General features: G+C 58.6%; 17 protein-coding genes. 5 read left to right on the top strand and 12 right to left on the bottom strand.

The genetic code is table 11. The features are described from left to right. Positions 1 to 8 precede the first annotated feature (8 nt). Positions 9 to 1,433 carry a SusD/RagB family nutrient-binding outer membrane lipoprotein gene (locus EI291_RS13820; RefSeq protein ID WP_125420895.1) on the top strand — a complete coding sequence of 475 codons (1,425 nt, stop codon included), beginning with the start codon at positions 9 to 11 and terminating at the stop codon, positions 1,431 to 1,433. Between the two features lie 114 nt (positions 1,434 to 1,547). Here EI291_RS13820 and prfB read toward each other — a convergent pair. From prfB to EI291_RS13860, 8 genes are all read right to left on the bottom strand, one after another. Beyond that, a protein-coding gene (prfB, locus tag EI291_RS13825; RefSeq protein WP_125420898.1) for a peptide chain release factor 2 occupies positions 1,548 to 2,625 on the bottom strand; the annotation gives its coding sequence in 2 pieces (ribosomal slippage) (positions 1,548 to 2,564 and positions 2,566 to 2,625; 1,077 coding nt in all). A gap of 159 nt (positions 2,626 to 2,784) precedes the next feature. Further along, positions 2,785 to 3,849: a branched-chain amino acid aminotransferase gene (locus EI291_RS13830; RefSeq protein WP_125420901.1), complete on the bottom strand. Its 1,065-nt coding sequence runs from the start codon at positions 3,847 to 3,849 to the stop codon at positions 2,785 to 2,787. A gap of 181 nt (positions 3,850 to 4,030) precedes the next feature. Then, entirely contained in the window at positions 4,031 to 4,579 is a 549-nt protein-coding gene (locus EI291_RS13835) for a cob(I)yrinic acid a,c-diamide adenosyltransferase (protein ID WP_125420904.1), read from the bottom strand. Between the two features lie 72 nt (positions 4,580 to 4,651). Then, positions 4,652 to 5,371 (bottom strand): ABC transporter ATP-binding protein, encoded by a 720-nt coding sequence (locus EI291_RS13840; protein ID WP_125420907.1) that lies wholly within the window; start codon positions 5,369 to 5,371, stop codon positions 4,652 to 4,654. 17 nt (positions 5,372 to 5,388) lie between these two features. Further along, the gene (locus EI291_RS13845; protein ID WP_125420910.1) at positions 5,389 to 8,448 is read right to left on the bottom strand and encodes a tetratricopeptide repeat protein; all 3,060 of its coding nucleotides are present in this window, start codon (positions 8,446 to 8,448) and stop codon (positions 5,389 to 5,391) included. Positions 8,449 to 8,454: 6 nt separating this feature from the next. Then, on the bottom strand, positions 8,455 to 8,742 hold the full coding sequence (gatC, locus tag EI291_RS13850) for an Asp-tRNA(Asn)/Glu-tRNA(Gln) amidotransferase subunit GatC (RefSeq protein WP_125420913.1): 288 nt from the start codon (positions 8,740 to 8,742) through the stop codon (positions 8,455 to 8,457). 62 nt (positions 8,743 to 8,804) lie between these two features. Next, positions 8,805 to 9,629 (bottom strand): lysophospholipid acyltransferase family protein, encoded by an 825-nt coding sequence (locus tag EI291_RS13855; RefSeq protein WP_240635551.1) that lies wholly within the window; start codon positions 9,627 to 9,629, stop codon positions 8,805 to 8,807. A gap of 104 nt (positions 9,630 to 9,733) precedes the next feature. Further along, positions 9,734 to 10,306 (bottom strand): NUDIX domain-containing protein, encoded by a 573-nt coding sequence (locus EI291_RS13860; protein ID WP_205701603.1) that lies wholly within the window; start codon positions 10,304 to 10,306, stop codon positions 9,734 to 9,736. A 449-nt stretch (positions 10,307 to 10,755) separates the two neighbouring features. On the opposite strand from EI291_RS13860, the gene EI291_RS13865 reads away from it, so the two are divergent. Next, positions 10,756 to 10,998: a hypothetical protein gene (locus EI291_RS13865; RefSeq protein ID WP_125420916.1), complete on the top strand. Its 243-nt coding sequence runs from the start codon at positions 10,756 to 10,758 to the stop codon at positions 10,996 to 10,998. A gap of 133 nt (positions 10,999 to 11,131) precedes the next feature. Continuing rightward, a complete protein-coding gene (locus EI291_RS13870; RefSeq protein ID WP_125420919.1) occupies positions 11,132 to 11,707 on the top strand; it encodes a ribonuclease HII in 576 nt (191 codons plus the stop codon). 93 nt (positions 11,708 to 11,800) lie between these two features. Here the strand turns inward: EI291_RS13870 and EI291_RS13875 are convergent, their stop codons facing one another. From EI291_RS13875 to EI291_RS13885, 3 genes are read right to left on the bottom strand one after another with little or no spacing between them, the layout of a single operon-like run. Then, positions 11,801 to 12,244, bottom strand: a complete 444-nt coding sequence (locus EI291_RS13875) for a response regulator (protein WP_125420922.1) — start codon at positions 12,242 to 12,244, stop codon at positions 11,801 to 11,803. Positions 12,245 to 12,294: 50 nt separating this feature from the next. After that, positions 12,295 to 13,836, bottom strand: a complete 1,542-nt coding sequence (locus EI291_RS13880) for a sensor histidine kinase (RefSeq protein WP_125420925.1) — start codon at positions 13,834 to 13,836, stop codon at positions 12,295 to 12,297. Between the two features lie 27 nt (positions 13,837 to 13,863). After that, positions 13,864 to 14,229 (bottom strand): CZB domain-containing protein, encoded by a 366-nt coding sequence (locus EI291_RS13885; protein WP_125420928.1) that lies wholly within the window; start codon positions 14,227 to 14,229, stop codon positions 13,864 to 13,866. Between the two features lie 195 nt (positions 14,230 to 14,424). Here EI291_RS13885 and gcvT point away from each other — a divergent pair, with 195 nt between their 5' ends. Both gcvT and EI291_RS13895 read left to right on the top strand, forming a co-directional pair. Continuing rightward, complete coding sequence (gene gcvT, locus EI291_RS13890; RefSeq protein WP_125420931.1) at positions 14,425 to 15,531, top strand: glycine cleavage system aminomethyltransferase GcvT; 1,107 nt, start codon at positions 14,425 to 14,427, stop codon at positions 15,529 to 15,531. A 147-nt stretch (positions 15,532 to 15,678) separates the two neighbouring features. After that, a complete protein-coding gene (locus EI291_RS13895; protein WP_125420934.1) occupies positions 15,679 to 16,401 on the top strand; it encodes a 2-phosphosulfolactate phosphatase in 723 nt (240 codons plus the stop codon). Positions 16,402 to 16,659: 258 nt separating this feature from the next. Here the strand turns inward: EI291_RS13895 and aceA are convergent, their stop codons facing one another. Beyond that, the gene (gene aceA / locus EI291_RS13900; protein WP_125420937.1) at positions 16,660 to 17,946 is read right to left on the bottom strand and encodes an isocitrate lyase; all 1,287 of its coding nucleotides are present in this window, start codon (positions 17,944 to 17,946) and stop codon (positions 16,660 to 16,662) included. Between the last annotated feature and the right edge of the window lie 168 nt (positions 17,947 to 18,114).

The raw sequence follows: 18,114 nt of genomic DNA on the forward strand, positions 1-18,114 counted from the left end.
ATCTACAAATGAAAAAATCACTTCTCTTCATCCTGCCGGCGCTGGTACTTGCTACTTCCTGCGTTGACACTCTGGATGACTATAACATTGATCCTAAGCGTCCGAGCACCGTACCCGCTACTTCGCTGGTTTCGAATGCTGAACTCAGCCTGACGCGTACCCTGGTTAGCCCCAGCGTTAACCTGAACCCTTTCCGTCTGTACGTTCAGCATTGGGCTGAAACCACGTACTACGATGAAAGCATCTATGACATCAAAACCCGCAACATCAATGGTGGTTTCTGGACCGCTATGTATCGTGATGTACTGCGTGATTTGAAAGAGGCAAAAAGCATTATCAATGCAGATGCTACCCTGGACCCCGCTGTAAAAGCTAACCAGTTGGCTTCCATTGAGGTACTGGAGGTATACGCCTGGACCACGCTGGTTGATGCTTTCGGTAACGTTCCGTATTCGCAGGCTCTAGATTTCAACAATCCTCAGCCGACATACGACGATGCCAAAACCATCTACACGGATCTGTTCACGCGTCTGAATTCGGCCATTGGCAAGTTTGACCCCACGGCTGAAGGTCTGGGCAGTGCTGATCTGATTTATGGTGGTGACGTAGCTGAGTTTGCCAAGTTTGCTAACTCGCTGAAGCTGCGTATGGCGCTGACCATCTCTGACGATGACGCAGCAACTGCCAAAACGCAGGCGGAGGCTACCAAAGGCAAAACCATTGCTTCGAACAGCGAAAACGCTGATCTGACTTTTGGGAACTCAAACCCGAACACAAACCCACTGTTTGAGCAATTGGTGCAAAGCGGGCGTAACGACTTTGTTGCTGCCAACACCTTCGTTACGGTTCTCAATAACCTGAGCGACCCGCGTGCTACTCAGTTCTTCAAGCTGAAGAACGGCGCAATCCGTGGTGGTGTATATGGTGCCAGCAACAACTACGCTTCGTTCTCGGCTCCTGGTGTTAACCAGGAAGATCCCACGCACCCTGGTGTGCTGCTGTCTTATGCTCAGGTAGAATTCCTGCTGGCTGAGGCTGTAGAACGTGGCTTCAATGTGGGTGGCACGGCTAAGTCGCACTATGACGCTGCAGTAACAGCTTCTATCCAGCAGTGGGGTGGCTCGGCTGCCGATGCCGCTACTTACCTGGCTAAGCCTGCCGTGAACTACACAACGGCTACGGGTAACTACAAGCAGAAAATCGGTACTCAGGCGTGGATTGCTCTCTACGACCAGCCAGTTGATGGCTTCCGCGAGTACCGTCGTCTGGACTACCCGGCTCTGGTGAAACCTGCTCAGGCGCTGTCGAACATCCCGCGTCGTTTCTTCTACCCCGTAGTAGAGCAGAACCTGAACACTGCTAACAACAGTGCCGCTGCTACTGCCATCGGCGGTGACAACGTGGACACGAAGATCTTCTGGGACAAATTCTAATTCGTTCCGGAACGAAAAGAAAAGGGCCGCCAATTTGGCGGCCCTTTTTATTTTTCAGGAGTTTTAGATGCTTTGCAAGCAGAGGATCTGAAAAAACACTCTTGGACAGCGTCCTCATTTCTGCATCAGGAAACCCTTTATATACTCTTCCAGGTCGCCGTCCAGTACATTCTGCACATCAGAGCGCTCAATGCCGGTACGGAGGTCTTTGACGAGTTTGTAGGGATGCAACACGTAGTTGCGGATCTGGGAGCCAAAGTCGATCCGCTTTTTGCCGGCTTCGACGACGGCGCGGGCCTCATTGCGCTTATCCAGCTCCAACTGGTACAGGCGAGACTTGAGCATACGAAGCGCGTGCTCCTTATTCATAAGCTGGCTGCGCTCAATCTGACACTCGATAACGATGCCGGATGGCGCGTGCTTCAGCCGAACAGCCGTTTCGACCTTGTTGACGTTCTGCCCACCAGCTCCACCGGCCCGATACGTGTCCCAGGTGATGTCGCCGGGATTGATCTGAATGTCAATAGTGTCATCGACGACCGGATAAGCGAAGATGGACGCGAATGACGTGTGACGCCGGCCGCTGCTGTCGAAGGGGGAGATGCGCACGAGGCGGTGTACACCGATTTCGCTTTTCAGGTAGCCATAGGCAAACGGGCCGTCAATTTCCAGGGAGGCCGATTTGATGCCGGCCCCTTCGCCGGGCTGGTAGCTAACCTGCCGGACCGTGAATCCCTGCTTCTCACCCCACATGATGTACATGCGCATGAGCATTTCGGCCCAGTCCTGGCTTTCTGTTCCTCCAGCACCGGGATTAATCTCCAGAATAGCCGAGAGCTGGTCTTCCTCATCGGATAGCATACGCTTGAACTCCAGCCGCTCCACGGCTTGTTCGGCGGCAGCAAACTCGCGTTGCATTTCGTCCTCGGCTACGTCACCTTCCCGATAGAAATCGTAGAGGACTTCAATGTCGCCGAGGCTTTTCTCAACGGCTTCGTAGTCATCCGTCCAGACTTTTACAGCCTTGATTTCCTTCATGACGGCCTCAGCTTTCTTGGAGTCATCCCAGAAACCGGGGGTAGTGGTCTGTTGCTCAGTTGCGACTACCTGCGCTTTGCGGGCATCGTAGTCAAAGATACCTCCTCAGGGCCTCAGCGCGGCCCTTCAACTCCTTCACCTGATCTTGGGTCATGGAATAAATGTGTGAATGAAAAAATGACTTCTCAGTACTATGGTCAGAAACCGGAAGCAGGCCTAAAGGTCGGGATAAATTACCCGGCCGCCGAAAACAGTTGCGGAGCGCACCCCGGTTGGGTACGCTCCGCACTATCGAGGCAAATGAACGTTTGTGCTACACACGCACCATCCAGCCGTGCGTATCAGTAGCCTCGCCACTCCGGATGGCCGCCAGTGCCGCTGATACACGGTTGGAGAAAGAGTCGGCGGGTACGGCAGGCAGCTCGTGGTCCTGGCCCTGATAGCCGATAACGGCAATGGGGGCAATGGTGGCAGCCGTGCCTACTCCGAAAGCTTCCTGCAGCGTGCCGTTTGCATGAGCATCGAGGATTTCCAGAGCGGATACTTTACGTTCTTCCACTGGCATGCCCCAGTCGCGGGCCAATTGTAGCACACTGCGGCGCGTGATACCATCGAGAATAGAAGTGCTGAGGGCGGGCGTAATGATGCGGCCATCAATGACAAACATGGCGTTCATGGTGCCCGATTCCTCCACGTATTTATGCTCGGAGGCATCCGTCCAGATGAGCTGGTTGTAGCCTTCCTGCTGGGCCAGTTTAGTGGGGTACATGGCCGCGCCGTAGTTACCGGCATTCTTGGCAAAGCCAGCACCACCTTCGGCCGAGCGTACATACTTCTCTTCGAAGCGCACCCGCAGCGGCTTGTTATAATACAGGCCAACCGGGCAGGTAATAATCATGAAGCGGTACGAATCGGAAGGGCGGACGCCCAGCATGCCATCGGTAGCAAACATGAACGGGCGGATATACAGGGCGCTGCCGGCAAAGCTGGGCACCCACTCAGCGTCTAATTGAATCAACTGACGCAGACCCTGCATAAAAATTTCCTCCGGAATGCTGGGCATGCACATGCGCTCAGCGGAAGCATTCAGGCGGTGCAGGTTATCGGTGGGCCGGAAAATGTAGATGTCGCCTTCCTGATTTTTGTAGGCCTTCATTCCCTCAAAAATGGCCTGGCCGTAGTGCAGAGCCGAATTGGCGGGGCTGACAGACATGTCGCCGTAGGGTACGATGTGCGGCTCCTGCCACTCGCCTTCGTGGTAATCAACCACCAGCATGTGGTCGGAAAAGGTTTTGCCGAATTCCAGGTTGTCGAAATCCACTTCGGGCAGACGCGAGGCGGCGGTGCGTTTAGTGGACATAGTCAGCGTGTCAATCATGAGGAGTGGGGTGGGAAATAAGGGTGAAAGCACGCCTACAACGCCGCCGCTGCAAGCACAGCAGAGTCCGTTGGAGGGGTGCCGGGTGGGTGGGGGAAATCGGGAACGGAACGGAACGGAACGGAAAGTAAAGGTGCGGAATTTCTTCCGAACACTTGTTAGTCTGGCTTAGTGCCGGATATTACATGCGGGGTTCCCATTTCACTTCTTCGGCCTGCAGCTCGTGCGCCATCTGGCGGCTGAGCACAAAGAGAAAATCGGAGAGACGGTTAAGGTACATTACCACCAGTTCCGCCACGAAGGAATCTTCCTGCAGCTGAATCACGAGGCGCTCGGCCCGGCGGCATACGCAGCGGGCCACATGGGCAAACGAAACGGACTGGTGGCCGCCTGGCAGAATAAATACCCGTAACTCCGGCAGGCCTTCGTTCAGGCGGTCCATTTCCTGCTCCAGCAACGCCACATCTTCGGCGTGCAGGTCCGGAATTTTCATCTTCGACTTCTCCGGGTCAGAAGCGAGGGAGGCACCAATGGTGAACAGGCGGTCCTGAATTTCCTTGAGCAGCGGACGGCGCGCGGCATTCACTTCCTGGTCGCGCACAAGTCCGATATAGGAGTTCAACTCGTCAACGGTACCGTAACACTCAATGCGCAGGCTGGATTTCGGTACCCGGGTACCACCAATAAGGGATGTGAGGCCCTTATCACCGGTTTTGGTATAGATTTTCAATCGGGAAGGCAGAAAAACGGTGGACGGAAAAGCTTACTACCCGAAACCTCCGGAAATGTTGGCCCGGCTGGCTTATTGTCCGGCCAGCTGATGCGTAGCCAAGTCATGGTTGACCACGTCGGATTCGACTAGACCGTCGCGCAAACGCACAATCCGGTGCGCGTGCCGGGCGATGTCCTCTTCGTGCGTTACCATGATGATGGTGTTGCCGCGCACGTATAGGGCCTCGAACAGCTCCATAATCTCATGGCTGGTACGCGTATCGAGGGCACCGGTCGGTTCGTCGGCCAGGATAATGCTGGGACTGTTGACAAGGGCGCGGGCAATGGCCACCCGTTGGCGCTGTCCGCCCGAAAGCTCATTAGGCTTGTGCAATGCCCGTTCGCCTAGGCCTACATTGCGCAGTGCTTCGCGCGCCATTTCCTGTCGCTCACTTTTGCCATAACCGGCGTAGATGAGAGGCAGGGCTACGTTATCGAGGGCTGTGGCGCGGGGCAGCAGGTTAAACGACTGGAATACGAAGCCGATTTCCTTATTGCGCACCTCCGCCAGTTGGTTGTCCGTCATGTTGCTCACATCCTTGCCATTGAGGATATACTGCCCTCCCGAAGGCGTATCGAGGCAGCCGACAATGTTCATGAGCGTGGACTTGCCGGAGCCTGAAGGTCCCATAAAGGCTACGTACTCGCCGCGCTGAATGGTGATGGAGACAGATTGCAGCGCATGAATTTCCTCCGTCCCCATCCGGTAGACCTTGGAAATATCAGTGGTTTGGATGACGGGAGGCAGCATAACCAGAGGGCCAGGGGTTAGTTCCAGGGGGCAGCAGCGGTAGCACGAGCCGCACGACGCGCCTCATACTCTGTACGAAAGGTAGCGTAATCTGCGGGGGAAAGCAATGTGCCGAGCCGGTAGAGTGGTGATTCGGCGTATTCTGTGAGGCCCACGGGTATGGAAGCCAGCACGTATGCCTTCAACAGTACTACGGAGCCAGGGTTGTACTCAATACCGCGCAACAGGATGGTGTATGCCTGGTTATACTCCTGGCGACGGGTATAGAAGTCGGCGGCAGCCACTAAGCCGTTTTCGGCGAAAGGAGCCTCACGGGCCAGCTGCTGATACAGGCGCGCGGCTTCCTTCGGCTGTTGGTCTGCCTCCGCCAGGGCGGCCCGGAAGTACAGCCGCTGAAACAGATCAAATTTCCCGAAGTGCCCGTGTTGCAGCAACTGGCGCAGTTCCGGCCATTGTTTACCCCGGACATATACCTCACCCCGCAGCGCATTCCAGGCCGACGCCGTGGGCGCGTCAATAGCCGGCGCGGCTTGCAGCAGGGTTTGCTGCACGGCCGTCAATTGATTCTGCTGGATAGCCCGCGGCAATTGCGCCTGCAGCGCCACCGCGCGCAGGGTAGGGGTAGTAACAGCGTTGGCAGCCGGAATAATTTCAGCAGCCGGAAGCTCATCTCCCCGAACTACCAGATACTGGGTTTTTAGAGAATCAGGGGACTGGGTAAACTGCGTACGGAAATCGAGCCCGAGCACGGCCAGCAGCTGGCGGGCCGCTGGTTTTAACTGTTGGTCGGAGCCGGAAAGAACCTGTTCCGCAACCCGTCGGGCCGAATCGGGCTGGCTGGACAGCGCCAGCGCATAGGCCTCCGGAAGAGCCGCCAAAGCGGAGCCATTCTGACGGGCTTCATTCAGGCGGGTCGCCGCCGGGGCAGGCAACTGCTGGTCGAGCAGCCACAGGCCCTGCAGCTGCTGATAATAGGCCGTAGCAGGGCTGGAACCGGTTGCCAGAGGAGCTAGAATAGCTTGGGCGGCTACCGGCCGGCCGCCATAGTGCTGGGTGAAAGCCTGCAGAAACGTAAGCTGATCTAGGTACGCCGCGTTAGCCGGGCGCGCCGCCAAGCGAGACAACTGTGCCAGCAGAGTAGTATCATGCTGAAGAGCTAACCCCAAGCCTTGATGGTACAGCCGCGCAAAAGCAGCGGGCGTAAGGCTGGTAGTGGTGTCTGCTGCCGGGGAATTTTTGGGGGCTTTGCCGGTGAGTCGGGCCAGCAGCAATGTATTGCTGCGGATTGCGTCATCGGGATTATCGGCCGTGGCGCGGGCTACTTCGTCGGCTTCAGCCCATTGCTGCTTACTGATGAAATAGGCCAGCTGATTCGCCTGAAGCGTAGAGTTATCGGAAGCCGCGGCTTCGGCCCGGTTCCAGTAGAAAGCCACCGAATCGGTGAGGGTAGAGCGGGCAAACAGTTGCGCCATGTCGCCATTGAGGGCGGCGCTGCCCGGCGTAGCCTTCAGGGCACTGCGTAACACGGCCAGCCGGTCGAAGAAGTCAGGAAGCTCGTTGTATAGAGCGGCCAGACGCAAGGAAATCTTCTCGGAAGGCCGCCGGGCCAGGGCGCGGCGCAGGATGTTGATTTCATTCTGCCGTTGCAGGCGGAAGCGGTACAGCGCCGCCCGTCCGAGACTGGCCTTGTGGTTATGCTGGTCGAGCAAGTCACTCTCCGCATAGTAGCGTTCCGCCAGCAGCGCCTGCGACAAATCATCGGGGGCATATTCACTTTCCAGCCGCGACAGGTCGCCCAGGTTGTTGAAGGTGGCCGCCTGTACTTGGTCGAGCAGGAAGAAGTTGTTGCGCAGGGATACCGCCGCCACGGCCGCAATGCCTACGATGTACATGGCGTAAAACGGAAACCGCCGCGGCTCAAACACCACCCGATACACGGGCAGCTTACGGCGCAGCAGCGGGGCAAAATTCAGCAATACATACAGCAGGAAAGCGCCACCCACGCACAGAAACGCCAATACCGTGAAGTCGCGGCCAGCCTGCAGCATGGGGTCGTTGGCGGTGGCCAGCGCGTAGCCCAGCACGGCCGCAGCCAGCAGCACCAGCACACCATACAGCGTAGGGGCCGCCCCCGGATACGGCAGCCATTCTTGGAAAGTAGCAGCCCGGCGACTGAGGCCTAACCAGCCCACCAGCACCGCCGGAATCAGCAGCACGTAGGGGTCGAGGTGCAGGCCCGGTAAAACCAGCAGTTCAGTCTGACTCAGGTAATACAGCAGCAGCATACCCAGGTACAGGCCACTGGCCAGCAGGAAGGGCCACAACCCGTATCGGCTACCAGGGTTGTCGGCCTGGGTGTTCAGCCACAGCAGACCGTGAATGTTCTCAAACGCCACCCACAGTACCAGCAAAGCAAAGGCAACAGCGCCACTGGCCGTGAAAAATGCACTCAGGTGCAGTGCCGTGACTTCAGCCGGATTCGGGTTGTGCAGGAACAGCACTGCGCCAAGCGCCCCCACTAATGCCGCAAACAGGCCCAGCCGGGACAGAAAGGGTACTTCAGGCCGGAAAGCATGGAAATAATAAGCCGGCAGCCCCAGCACAACCAATGCCAGCAGCAGGAAATACTGCTTCTGCCCGTTGAAAATATCCAGCAGATCCGCATTCAGCGACATCAGCAGGAAAATCACAAGGGCCATACCCGCAATAAACGCCGGGCGGACCAGGCTGCTTATTACGGCTAGAAAATACACCAGCGCCACGCCCAGTAGGGCTACTAATACTCCGGCCGCCTCCGGCTGCAGAAACGGACCCGCCACATCATACGTCTGGGTAACCAGGTAACCATTGGCCTGCACGGGCAGCTTCTGCACCCCCACCGCTACCTGAGCCACGGTAATGGGTACAGGGGTAAGCTGGGTAACTGGCCGAATGGGCAGCACCGCATCATCGGCGGTGAAATAGTGCCAGCCAACCAGCGTCACAGCCAGGGCAACGCACAGAGCCAGTACTACTAGGGGCGCGCGCCATAGTGTGGGGCGGGCTGAGGCGGCGGCGGAGAGGAGAGGAGCAGGCACCAGGAGTTATTCCAGCACTTTCGGTACGCGGAAATAATCAGAGTCCTTGCGGGGCGCATTGCTCAGGCCAGCCTGATGGCTTACCGTATTCTGCGCTTCATCGGGACGCAGTACGTTTATCTCCTGCGACAAATGCACCAGCGGCTCCACGTCATCCGTATTCAGCTGGCGCAGCTGGTCAACCCAGTCCAGAATCTTGTTTAGGTCGCCGAGCATCTGCTGCTCTTTGGTGTCGTCGAATTCGAGGCGGGCCAGGTGGGCCAGGCCCCGCAGGGTGTTCAGGTCGGTGCTCACAATACAGGAGATATAGTCAGGAGGAAGACAAAAGTAAGAAGTCCGGAGCGGGATTGGCCGCCTCAGGCCGAAGTACGCTCCCGAACCGGCTCCGGAGTTTTTTTCGCTACGGGCTGGCGCCAGGTACTGGCTTCCGGGATTCCGCCGGCTTCGGGCCGCAGGGCACTGGAGATGATGTCGTAGGCCTGCTGTTTAAGAGCCGGGGCATCGGCTACCGTCAGGCCGGTAGTCGGGAGCGGTGCATGCATGATGATGGCCAGCGGCGAGTACCGTACCCGCAGCCCGTTTACATCGGGCATGAAGCGGTGATTGAGTGGCATAGTAACCGGCACCACCGGCACTCCCGTGGCAATAGCCAGCTGGAAAGCCCCATCCTTGAACTCATCCAGCTGCTGACCAGGGTGCTTGCCAATACGGCCCTCCGGAAAAATAACCACCGAGCGGCCGGCTTCCAGCGTCCGGCGGGCCTGCACCATGGCCCGGCCCCGGCTCACGGCACTGTCACGGTCCACGGTGATGTACACACTCCCGAAAATAGGCCCCCAGAGCGGCACGGTGGCCAGAGAGCTTTTACCCATAATATTCAGCCAGCCCGGAATAGTGCGGAATAGCAGTGGAATATCGATGTAGGAGCTGTGATTGGCCACGTACACGCAGGGTTGCCCGGCGGGCAGTGGCTGTTTACGCACAGTTTCAACGGGCATGCCCCACATGAAAATAAACAGCCGGGCCCACTGCCGGTTCAGGGCGTGCAGGTAGCGGTGCCACTGCGGACGGCGGCTCAGCAGCCACTGCAGCGGATACGTAACCACGAAAGGCATTACAAACCAGAAGGTAGCCCAGGTGGTGTACAGTCGGTGACCGATATAGCGAAGCAGGCGCGACATACGCACAAAAGTACAGGGTAATGAGTGGAAACCAGTAAAGCCGGCCAATAACCGCGCTACTGCGTGAACAACGTATGAACCGGCTGTACTTCCTCCCGATGAGCTTATATACCCAGCAGGCGGGCCGCTTTCAGCAAACCGGCTATGCTGATGGCATCCGTAATTCGACCGTCCATCACCAATTGCACGGCCTGCTGCAATGGAAGCTTCCAGAGGCGCAGGTCTTCGGTTTCTTCCGGCTCCACCTCACCCTGCTCCAGATCCTGCGCCAGGAACACGAAGCCTTCCTCGTCGGTCACGGAGTTGGAGGTGTGCAGGCGCATGATGTTAGTCCAGCGTCCGGCCAGCAGACCAGTTTCCTCTTTCAGCTCCCGCTGCGCTGAGGCCAGAATATCCAGCTCTACGGGGCCGCCTCCCATCGGAATTTCCCAGCTGTACTCACTGAGGGTGTAGCGGTACTGACCCACCAGCCAGGTGTTGCCATCAGCATCCACCGGAATAATTCCCAGGGCTTTGTTTTTCATTGACACCACCCCGTAGATGCCGGGGTTGCCGGCCGGGTTGGTAATCTGGTCTTCGCGCACCCGAATCCAGGGGTTTTGGTATTTCAGCTCGGTGCCGTGCACCTGCCAGGGGTTGTGGTTCTCGTCGATTTCGGGAGAGGAAGAGCTAGTCATATACGGAAAGGATGTAGCGTAAACAGAAGCCAAAGGTACGCCGCTCAGCCACTCCGTCACCAGTGTTTTCTCTCTCGCCGGGCGGAATGCACCGTTGGCCGGGTATGGTAAAGCATTGATCAAATAAAACAGGGGAAGCTTCCGCAATCCTATACCTTTGACTTACTAATTATTCAGCGCGCGTAGGGTTTATGGAAAGGAAGGCTCTTACCGCGTAGTGTTGGCTTCCGGCAAAAGGAGTAGGGTGGATGAATGAAATTTTGCCGGCCAATGCGACGGAAAAGGCCGCTGCCTCGGGCAGCGGCTTTTTTATTTTCTGTCAGGGTAGTGGAGCCGGCCGGGCGGCGCAGGCCCGAATCCTGTAAGCAGGCTACCTCAACCCTGAGCAAAACAGGTGCGTACCATTCTATTGCCAGTCGTTCACATTCCGGCTGTTGCTCTCCTGTTGTATGGCCAATCAACCCAAGAACCAGAACGCGCAATCACAACCCGGCGACCCGTTGTTCAACCTGAAACATGCCGAAGCTGAATCGGCGCTGATTCAAAACACCGGCGGCCTGGGCCCCACTTCCAACGAATACATCACTACGGATGAGGACGCAGACCTTGACGAAGGACCCCGCGATAAGCAGGGCTTCCGGCGGGGCGAGTCCGCTGCCCCTGAAACCGGCTCTACTGCCGGCCGTCACTAGCCTAGCCGCTGTGCCCTGTGCATAGCCCCTGATTATATAAACTCGAAAAGCCTCTGCGGGCGCTACGGCCGTCGCAGAGGCTTTTTGCTGCTCCAGGCGTGGCCGCCGGCCCCGCACGCGTATTTTTGCGCTTATGTTACGTGATTCACATACCGGTGAGCCGCTGGAAGCCGGCCTGGACGAAGCCGGACGGGGCTGCCTGGCCGGGCCGGTGTTTGCCGCCGCCGTTATTCTGCCGCCCGATTTTGCGCCCCACTACCTCAATGACTCCAAGCAGATGACGGCCCGACGGCGCGAGCTAATGCGGGAGGAAATCTGCCAGGAGGCGGTGGCCTGGGCCGTGGCCGAAGCCTCACCTGAGGAAATTGCCAGCATCAATATTGCGCAGGCAAGCTACCTGGCGATGCACCGGGCCGTAGCCCAACTGGCCGTAGTGCCTACCCACCTGCTGGTAGATGGCAACCGGTTCCGGGCACATGCCACATTGCCGCACACCTGCATTATCGGGGGCGACGGGCTGTACCGCAATATTGCGGCAGCCTCCGTGCTAGCCAAAACCTTTCGCGACGAGCGAATGACGGAACTGGCCGCCCAGTACCCCCACTATGGCTGGGAGCAGAATGCGGGCTACCCCACCGCCCGGCACCGCGCCGCCATCCGGGAATTTGGCCCAACTGTACATCACCGCATGGGTTTTCGACTGCTGTAGTCACATCGAATAAAAAGAAAAAGGGAGCCCCCGATACCGTCCAATGGTTTTGCAACCGGAACGGCGTCGGGGGCTCCCTTTTGCTACAGGCGGCTACTCCTTCAGTCTCAGCAGATCCAGAAACAGACTGAAGCCATCGACGGAAGTGCCGCCTTCGCCAAAGCTTTCAAAGCTCAGCGGTTTGATAATATATCCGCTTACAGCTAGGTCCTGAGCTTTCAGCCGGTCGGTTTCCAGGTCGGAGGTGGTGGTGATAAACACATTTAGGCCCACGAAATCGGGGTCGGAGCGGAGAATTTCGAGTAGCTCCAGACCATTCATGCGGGGCATATTCAGGTCAAGCATTACCACGTTCGGCTTCGGAATACGCTCCTGCCCACCTTCGCCGCGCAGCATGTTCAGGGCTTCGCGGCCGTTGCGGGCCACATGCAAGGGTACCGTTACATTATGCTTGCGCAGCTCCCGCTGCACGTTCATGATATCCATCTGGTCATCCTCGACCAGCAGGATGCTCGGTTGGTCCGCTTCAGAGTTCATAAAGAAGTACGCAAAATAAAGGCCGCCAGCGGCAAAGGTGTATACGGCAATTAACGCACTCGGGTGGGGAAGAGTGATTTATTTGCTTTTTCCTCGGTGCGGCGGTTCGGCTCTTTGGGCCAAGTGAAGATGAAAGTAGCGCCTTGTCCCTCAGCGGATTCAACGTGAATGGCTCCGCCCTGGCGCTCCACAATTTTCTTTACGATGGCCAAGCCTACTCCGGTACTCTCCAGGGTGTCGCGCTCTGTGAGGGTCTGGAATATCACGAAAATCCGCTCGTGGTATTCAGGCGCAATACCCGGTCCGTTGTCTGCCACCGAAAAGGTGTAAAACCGGGGGCCTTCCACGCAGCCGATGCGCACCACACCACTTTCCGGGTGATGGTGGTACTTCACGGCATTGCTGATGAGGTTGGTGAACACCTGCTGCAGCTGCACGCGGTTGGTGTGTAGGGTGGGTAGATAAAATGGCAGTTCCACCGCAAAACCCGCCGGCAGCTCCAGCGAGTCAATAATTTCGCGCAGTAACTGCCGCACAAACACGGCTTCATCGGCCTGCGGAGTGCGGCCCACGCGGGCTAGGTCCAGAATACCGGTAATCAGGTTTTCCATGCGGCTCACCCGGGTGCGCATCAGCAGCAGAAACTCCCGGATGTGCTCGGGCAGGCCCTGGCCCATATCTTCCTCAATCCAGCGCGAAGCCGTTTCAATGCCCCGCAGCGGAGCTTTCAGGTCGTGAGAAACCACGTATGCAAACTGATCCAGCTCCTGATTGCGCCGCTCCAGCTGCCGGATATTGGTGTTGATGGTATCCGTCATCACGTTCAGCGACTCCGTGAGGGTCGTCAGTTCGTCGTCAGCCGTGTCGCGGGCCTGGGTGGAGTAGTCGCCGCCGGCAATGCGCTGGGCCTGCTCAATCATACCGCTGATGCGCCGGGAGAACAGGCGTACCATGTAGCCAGCGTAGAGCAGTCCCAGAAAAATAGTCGCCAGAGTAATACTCACCGATAGAATGCGCGTTTCCCGGATGCTCTGCTGCAGCTTTACACGCTGCTTCACGCGGATATCAGCCTCTTCCTGATCAAATACGGCAAACAGCACCCGAATCTGGTCCATCAGGATTTTGCCGGTCAGGTCGGTGGTGAGGTTGCGGTGCTCCAGCCCCTCAATACCCGTCTGAGCGGGGTTGCGCCGCAGGGCTTCGCGTTTTTCGCCAATGAGCAAATGCGAGTAGGCGGCCCACTGCTGAAACAGGTACTGGGCCCGTACCATGCGTTCATACTGTGGCGTGCCCAGCGTCAGCTCGTTGCGCAACTGGGCAAACCTGCCCAGCAGGTTCCGCTCCCCTTCATAGTAAGGATCCAGCACCACCTCGTTGCCGATGAGCAGGTAGCCCCGGAAGCCGGTTTCCATGTCGATGATGTTGCGCATAAGGGTAGTGGCCTCGCCCGTGATGCGCTGGGAGCGTTCCACGCGCTGGGAGTTGCGCAGCACGGCCCTCGACATTTGGTAGTTGATGGCCACTACCGCCGCAAACAGCATGGAGATAACCAAAAAGCCCGCGAATAATTTGGTGGAGAGCTTAAATTTCATGCGGAAACGGCGGCGGAACAAGGGCAATTAGGTGCTACTACGCACCGTGGCTTCTATGGTACGCAGCAGCAGCGCAATCTGGTCGGCCAGGCGATTAATTTCCGCGAGTCTGGCAATGGCTTCCTCCCGCTGGCCCTGTTGCGCCATATCCATGAGCCGGTTGGCTTCCTGATGAATTTTGTCATGGAGATTGTCGAGCTGTCGGCTCTCGGGCAGATGCCCGTATTGGGGAAGTAGAAAGCCGGAAATCCAGTGGCCAAACGAGCACTGCTGGGGGTCACGGATGGGGGCCTCGGCAGTATTGCTGCCGTAGAGGAAGGAGCGGAGTTTGGATTTAAAATGCAGGTGCTTGATGCGAGCGGCATCAAACTCCTGTTTCAGTTCATCAGACATACGATGGAATATACGGTTGCTCGTGCAAAAACGGCAGAGCGGCAACTATGCCAACTCGGGCGCAAACAGAGCAGTGACAGCAAAGATAACCAGAATTCAGGGCGGCCGGCCGGGCATTATTGGCTACTTTCGCCCGGCTAATCCGGGGCACTCAAACGCCCCGGGCTATTCACCTCCCAATTTCCACTCCACCCCATGTCCGAGTCGCTCAAAACCGTTCCGCTCAATGATGTGCACCAGCAGCTGGGTGCCAAAATGGTGCCCTTCGCGGGCTACAACATGCCCGTGCGCTACTCCTCCGACCTGGAAGAGCACCACACCGTGCGCCGGGCCGTGGGTATGTTCGACGTGTCGCACATGGGCGAGTTCCGGGTGCGCGGCCCCCAGGCCCTCGACCTGATTCAGCGCGTCACCAGCAACGACGCCAGCAAGCTCACCCCCGGCAAAGCCCAGTACAGCTGTCTGCCCAACCAGCAAGGCGGCATTGTAGATGACCTGCTGGTGTACATGCTGGCCGAGGAAGACTACCTGCTGGTGGTAAACGCCTCCAACATCGACAAGGACTGGGCCTGGATTCAGCAGTTCAACACCCAGGGTGCCGATATGCAGAACATTTCGGATGAAATGAGCCTGTTCGCGGTGCAGGGCCCCAAAGCCACAGCTGCCCTCCAGAGCCTCACCGACGCCGACCTGAGCAGCATTTCGTACTACTCCGTCGTGCAGGGTACTTTCGCCGGCGCGCCCGACGTAATCATTTCGGCCACCGGCTACACCGGCGCGGGCGGTTTCGAGCTGTACGTGCCCAACCAGTACGCCAAGCAGGTGTGGGATGCCGTGATGGAAGCCGGCCGGCCCTACGGCCTCAAGCCCATCGGCCTGGGCGCCCGCGACACGCTGCGCCTGGAAATGGGCTACTGCCTCTACGGCAATGACATCACCGACACCACCTCGCCCCTGGAAGCCGGCCTGGGCTGGATTACCAAGTTTACCAAAGACTTCACCAACTCCGAAAGCCTGAAGGCCCAGAAGGAAGCCGGCGTGGAGCGCAAGCTGGTAGGCTTCCTGATGGACGGCCCCGGTATCCCGCGCAGCCATTACCCGCTGGTGAACGAGGCTGGCGAAGTAATTGGCGAAGTAACCAGCGGCACCCAGTCGCCGAGCCTGAGCAAGGGCGTGGGCCTGGGCTACGTGAAAACCGAGCTGAGCAAGCCCGGCAGCCAGATTTTCGTGCAGGTGCGCGGTAAGAACCTGCCCGCCACCGTCACCAAGCTCCCCTTCGTGCCCGGCACCGAGGAGGCATAAACGAATCTATTACTCGTCATGCTGAGCGAAGGCGCAGCCGCAGTCGAAGCATCTCTACCTCTGGCTAATTCCTTGGATTACCCTCAGTAGAGATGCTTCGGCTACAGCTGCGCCTTCGCTCAGCATGACGTTTTTTAACTTTCTCCGATGACCAATCAACTCCCCACGCTCGACGTGTGCTTCTCGCCCGAACTGCTGCCGCTCTACGACCTGCGCGGCAAGGTGGCGGTGGTGGTAGACGTGCTGCGGGCCACCAGCAGCATCGTCACGGCGCTGGCTCAGGGCGTCACGCATCTGGTGCCGTTCAGTGAGCTGGAGGCGTGCCGGGCCCAGACCGCGGCCGGCTACCTCACCGCCGCCGAGCGGGACGGCCGCCAGGCCGAGGGCGTGGACCTGGGTAACTCGCCCTTCGGCTACCTCGATGGCGTGGTGCCCGTGCGGGGCCGGGCCGTGGCTATTACCACCACCAACGGCACCCGGGCGCTACACCTCTCCGCCGCCGCCGATGAAATTGTGGTGGGTGCGTTCCTGAACCTCGGGGCCGTGGCCGACCACCTGCGTCGCCTGAACAAAGACGTGGTAGTGGTGTGCGCCGGCTGGAAAGGCAAGTTCTGCCTCGAAGACACCCTGTTCGGCGGGGCCCTGGCCGCCCGCCTGCAAGCCGATTTCGACACTACCGGCTCCGACGCCACCCTGGCCGCTCTCGACCTGTGGCGCGCCGCCGCGCCCGACCTGGCCGGCTACCTGCTCCAATCGGCCCACGTGCGCCGCCTCAACAGCCTCGAAGCCCACAAAGACATGGAGTTCTGCATCCGACAGGACGAGTACGACCTGGTACCCGTGTTCAAAAACGGCCGCATCACGGCCTAATTACCGCATTCAGCAGATAATGTGGCATAAGCTTTAGCTTGTGCCGTGAATCGTCCTCTAACTATAGAGGACAACGAAAAAGGCTCGCCGTGTGGCAAGCCTTTTTTGTTGATAGCCCAATTTCTGAGCAGAATTCGGTGCACTGCACAAACTAAAGCATGTGCCACAATCATCCACGGTACCCGGGCCCGGCACAAGCTAAAGCGTGTGCTACAATCGTCCAAAAAATCCGCGTAATCCGTCGAGAAATCCGTGTAATCAGTGGTTAAACTGGGCTTCCTCGGTGCTGCCGACCAGGGCGGCGGTGCTGCTGAGGCCACTGGTTACCACGTTCTGCACTGCATCGAAGTAGCCGGTGCCCACGAAGGCCTGGTGCTTCACGGCCCGGAAACCGTGCTGCTGGAGGGCAAACTCGCGCTGCTGCAGCTCGGAGTAGCCGGCCATGCCCCGCTCCCGGTAGGCCGTAGCCAGCTCAAACATGCTGGTGTTGAGGGCGTGGAAGCCGGCCAGGGTGATGAACTGGAATTTGTAGCCCATAGCGGCCAGCTCCTCCCGGAAGGTGCTCATTTCCTGCGGGCTCAGCTTGGCGGCCCAGTTGAACGAGGGCGAGCAGTTGTAGGCCAGCAGCTTGCCGGGGAACTGCGCGTGGATGCCTTCGGCAAACTGGCGGGCCTGCTCCAGGTCGGGGTGGGAGGTTTCCATCCAGATGAGGTCGGCGTAGGGGGCATAGGCCAAGCCGCGGGCAATGCCAGCCTCCACGCCGCAGCGCACCCGGAAAAAGCCCTCCGAGGTCCGCTCGGCTTCCTGCAGCACGAAGGGTTGGTCGCGCGGGTCCACGTCGGAGGTGAGCAGGTCGGCGGCGTCGGCATCGGTGCGGGCTACTACCAGCGTGGGCACGCCCAGCACGTCGGCGGCGAGGCGGGCGGCTACCAGCTTGTTGATGGCCTCCTGGGTGGGCACCAGCACCTTGCCGCCCAGGTGGCCGCACTTCTTGGCCGACGACAGCTGGTCCTCGAAATGCACTCCGGCGGCCCCGGCCTCAATCATCATCTTCATCAGCTCAAAGGCATTCAGATTGCCCCCAAACCCGGCCTCGGCATCGGCCACGATGGGTACCAGCCAATGCACCGCGCCCTCACCGGATACGCTCTGAATCTGGTCGGCGCGGAGCAGGGCGTTGTTGATGCGGCGCACCACGCTGGGTACCGAGTCGGCGGGGTAGAGGCTTTGGTCGGGGTACATGTGGCCGGCCCCGTTGGCATCGGCAGCCACCTGCCAGCCGCTCAGGTAAATAGCCTTCAGTCCGGCCTGCACTTCCTGAATGGCCTGGTTGCCGGTGAGGGCCCCTAGTCCGGCCACGTACTCCTCCGTATGCAGCTGCTGCCACAGCCGCTCGGCCCCGCGGCGGGCCAGCGTGTACTCAATCTGCACCGAGCCGCGCAGCTTCAGCACGTCCTCGGCCGAATACGGCCGCTCAATACCCCGCCAGCGCGGATTCGTGGCCCAATCCTGTTGCAATGCGGCAATCTGTTCCTGCTTGTTCATACGGGTAAGGGGTTAGAGAAAATAAGGAAAGTGAAGGCAAAGCGCGGCCCGGCCGGCTGGCTAAGCGGTTTTTTTAAATCGGAAAATAGAAGGGAGACAATGCCTCAAGTTGTCATTCCGAGCAGAGCGAGGAATCTGGAGTAATCTGTTGAAGCAGTAACCCAGATT

It is taken from the genome of Hymenobacter rigui, from assembly GCF_003944715.1.
Taxonomy (GTDB): domain Bacteria; phylum Bacteroidota; class Bacteroidia; order Cytophagales; family Hymenobacteraceae; genus Hymenobacter; species Hymenobacter rigui.